This is a genomic window from Pseudoalteromonas sp. Z1A6 (assembly GCF_011378745.1).
GTDB lineage: Bacteria > Pseudomonadota > Gammaproteobacteria > Enterobacterales > Alteromonadaceae > Pseudoalteromonas > Pseudoalteromonas arctica.
On the sequence record NZ_WTKW01000422.1, the window covers coordinates 1 to 3,238 of the forward strand.

Here is a 3,238-nt window from a genome sequence, read left to right on the forward strand (position 1 = left end):
TATGGGTAAATTTGTCCCCCTAAAACGTTCAACGTCAATCTAAAAAAACATAACCGTTCATCAATACTTATAGTGAGTATTCATATCAATAAAAATAAATACAATTTCACCTTCAATACATTTTTGCTGCTGGGGTTTTGGTAGCCTATAAATAAAAAACGCAAAAAAAAGATAGCTAGCTGCTATACATGCAAAAATAATCACAAGACATGAAATGTTCATCTTTTTCCTTATTTGAAAAAAGCGCTAGTTAGGTATTCAAATTAAAACTTTAGAGCATCTTATTACAGTAAATAGATAATTAGCGTGCGGGATTTTGTGACGTTTTAATAAGGGTAAGGTAACCATTCTTGCCAATTAAAGCTTTCGTTATACATCTCATCAACTATATCCATATACTCTGACTTTGTAGCTAAGAGGTACGCTTGCCTCTCTTTTGGGCTCATATAGGCAAGCCAATAAGGGAGATAACCTGGGTAGTCTACCCCAAACATATCTTCAAAAAATCGGCTTTCAGGAAGCTCAAGGGTGATTTCATTATGAGTAAGCTTTGGCATAATATTAATTAACTCTATTGCTTAAGATTGATATTCCGACCACATATCTGAATCGTCTATTAAAGTTAACGTTTTCAAATCAAAATATGCACACACATTATTAATTGCCATAGCCTTATGTAAGCTAACGCCTTTAAACGATGATGACTCTAGTGCTGTATATAACCACGATGCAACTTCAATATCTGTAGCTCTTGATATATCTTTGTAAAATTCAGAATCCATGTAGTTGTCAATCAAGCTTTCTAAAGGTTCATCTAGAACAGCAAGTGCGCCAAAATCCATTCCTGGTTTATAAATTTCATTTGCATCATTTGTCATGTAAGTAAACGACAGGTTGTAAGGACTACCCAGAGGGATCCAGATTACAATTTTATCTGCCTCATCGGGTATACCCATTTTATAGATGGATTCAAACGCAGCAGTAAGCTCGGTAATATGGCTTTTTAAAACCATTCGTATTTCTTTTAATGCAGATTCTATTTCCATCCAATTCCCTTTACAAACATAAAATTGAGAATAGATACTACCGTAATTAATCATTTTACAAGCAAGTATCTATCTCAAAATTTTATTTAGGTATTATTTTTAGCTCTTATTCAGCAAGCGCCATTGTGGCAAGCTTCATTGTGCTTTCAAACGATTTAGTACCCGCTATAAATAAACCATTGTGACAGAACACGGCATCATCAATACCTGTTTCATCTACAAACGCTTGATCAGATAAGCCAGACCACGCTTTAGGAAGCGATTTTTTATCTTCAAACGACCCAGGCTCAACAGGCACCGTTTGTAATATCCACTGCCCTGAGTGAGACGGATAAACCATGTATAGTGCGTCACTTGATAAAATATGGACTGTTTTTTTCCACGGTGTGTACTTTTCAAGCACGATTACTCTGGCATCGTCTGCATTTTCAATTGCTTTGGCAACAATTTCTTTTGCATTAACACTACCGTGAGCTGAAGCGATAAAACGAACGAGCATACGCGCTGCAAATTCAACAGCTTCATCAAAACAGGCATCAAAGTTACTTTCTTCTTCCCATGTAGGGTTAAACATTGAAATTGTTTGACTCAGCGTTATGCCCTCAACCACACCTTTTACGTAACCGCAGTCAATGGCATCAATAGTCGATACCAGGCCAGAGTCAACTCTATCTGCTACTGCTTGATTATCATTACAAAGCGTTAAACCGTACTTTTTCCAAATTAAACCAAATGATGAATAAGGAGTGCCATTTTCACGCTCACCCGCACCACCGCGTTGATGATGATCAAATCGACCTGTATCTGGGTTATATTCGCCGCCTACATCAACAACAATATCAGCACTTTCTATAAGCGCTTTATCGCGAGTACGAACAAGCTTAAACGCTGGCAAAATATGTTTAAGTACCGCAATACTAAAAACGTCGTCTGCATGAAAATTACCATTGTGGGTTACTACTGTTATTTCGCTCATTGGTTTATCGCTACTATTAGAAAAGATAAAAATTCTCGCTTTGTAAGTTAATTACTAATTATCGAGACAGATTTTATACGAAGACAGGTGTTAAAAACAGTGAAGTATTTTTTGCTTAGCTATAAAAGGAGTTTTTATAGTTATTAGTTTTAAGTATAGCGTTTATTGCAAGGTAATAATGGGTGATTGCAGGAAAGGGTATTTACGACACGTTAAACTTTAACATGCCGCAGAGCTAGTTAACTTATTGGCTAAGCCCTAGTTCCATAAATACACTTTGTGGATTATCGACATATGAGCCAAAGCTGCCACAACGTTTAAAGCCTAAATTTTCATATAAACTGATAGATTTTATTTGCTTTGGGCCTGTTTCTAAACGTATTAACGGGATTTGCTTTTCACCAGCTTGATGCAATAAAATTTGCATAATACGTCTCGATAGCCCTTTACCACGATGGCTTGGTTTAACGTATAAACGTCTTATTTCGCCATAAGGTTGAGTATCAAATTTCTCGACAATCGCACCGCAGGCAATAATTCCCTCTTCGGTTTTTAAACCAATAGCATATACATTAGGTGAGGTTAATTCGTCTAACTCAAGAGACTGAGCTGTTGCAACAGGGTACAACGAATTTATAAGTCGGTCTATATCGTCAAATACGTTAACTACATCGGGATCACTTGGATTCAAATCAACTAACTGCATAAAGCTTCCATTCATTGTTATAAGTTTATTAAGCTTTAAATAATATATTTAAGCGGACGTAGCTTAGCACTGTTTAACAAAAAAATCTTTAGGGGAGACTGCATTGTGAAATTTCATCACTAAGAGCAATAAATAATCCAGTACCAAAATGAGCAGTTAGATTATTGTTATTAAATTGCGTTGAGCTTTAAGTAATTAGATCGTGAGGCTTATTTTTAGCGTTATGCCATTTTAAATAGCGCTCCTTATCCATTGGTTTTGCGATTAAGTAACCTTGCATCGAATCAATATTCATTTTTTTAAGTAAATTGTACTGCTCAGCGGTCTCTACACCTTCTGCCACTACCGCTAAGTTTAAGCTTTTCCCTAAGCTGATAATTGTTTTCGCGATATTAAAACCAATCTCATTGTCTAAAATTTTATCAATGAAGCTCTTATCTATTTTTAGTTCTTTAACAGGAAACGCACTTAAATAAGCTAAGCAAGAATACCCAGTTCCAAAATCATCAA

General features: G+C 35.8%; 5 protein-coding genes. All 5 read right to left on the reverse strand.

The window, feature by feature from the left end; genetic code table 11:
- Positions 1–326: 326 nt before the first annotated feature.
- Complete coding sequence (locus tag GQR46_RS18020; protein WP_024611212.1) at positions 327–557, reverse strand: hypothetical protein; 231 nt, start codon at positions 555–557, stop codon at positions 327–329.
- Positions 558–578: 21 nt separating this feature from the next.
- Entirely contained in the window at positions 579–1,046 is a 468-nt protein-coding gene (locus GQR46_RS18025; protein ID WP_165741858.1) for a hypothetical protein, read from the reverse strand.
- A gap of 106 nt (positions 1,047–1,152) precedes the next feature.
- Positions 1,153–2,022: an MYG1 family protein gene (locus tag GQR46_RS18030; protein ID WP_165741862.1), complete on the reverse strand. Its 870-nt coding sequence runs from the start codon at positions 2,020–2,022 to the stop codon at positions 1,153–1,155.
- Between the two features lie 244 nt (positions 2,023–2,266).
- Positions 2,267–2,728, reverse strand: coding sequence for a GNAT family N-acetyltransferase (locus GQR46_RS18035; protein WP_165728892.1), 462 nt, complete (start codon positions 2,726–2,728; stop codon positions 2,267–2,269).
- A 187-nt stretch (positions 2,729–2,915) separates the two neighbouring features.
- Positions 2,916–3,238, reverse strand: a 323-nt coding sequence (locus GQR46_RS18040) for an EAL domain-containing protein (RefSeq protein ID WP_165741865.1), incomplete at its 5' end; no start/stop codon positions are given.

What these genes read in the sequence shown, in the direction of transcription:
- GQR46_RS18020 (WP_024611212.1), bottom strand. Translation starts at nt 557, where the DNA reads ATGCCAAAGCTTACTCATAATGAAATCACCCTTGAGCTTCCTGAAAGC.
- GQR46_RS18025 (WP_165741858.1), bottom strand. Translation starts at nt 1,046, where the DNA reads ATGGAAATAGAATCTGCATTAAAAGAAATACGAATGGTTTTAAAAAGC.
- GQR46_RS18030 (WP_165741862.1), bottom strand. Translation starts at nt 2,022, where the DNA reads ATGAGCGAAATAACAGTAGTAACCCACAATGGTAATTTTCATGCAGAC.
- GQR46_RS18035 (WP_165728892.1), bottom strand. Translation starts at nt 2,728, where the DNA reads ATGCAGTTAGTTGATTTGAATCCAAGTGATCCCGATGTAGTTAACGTA.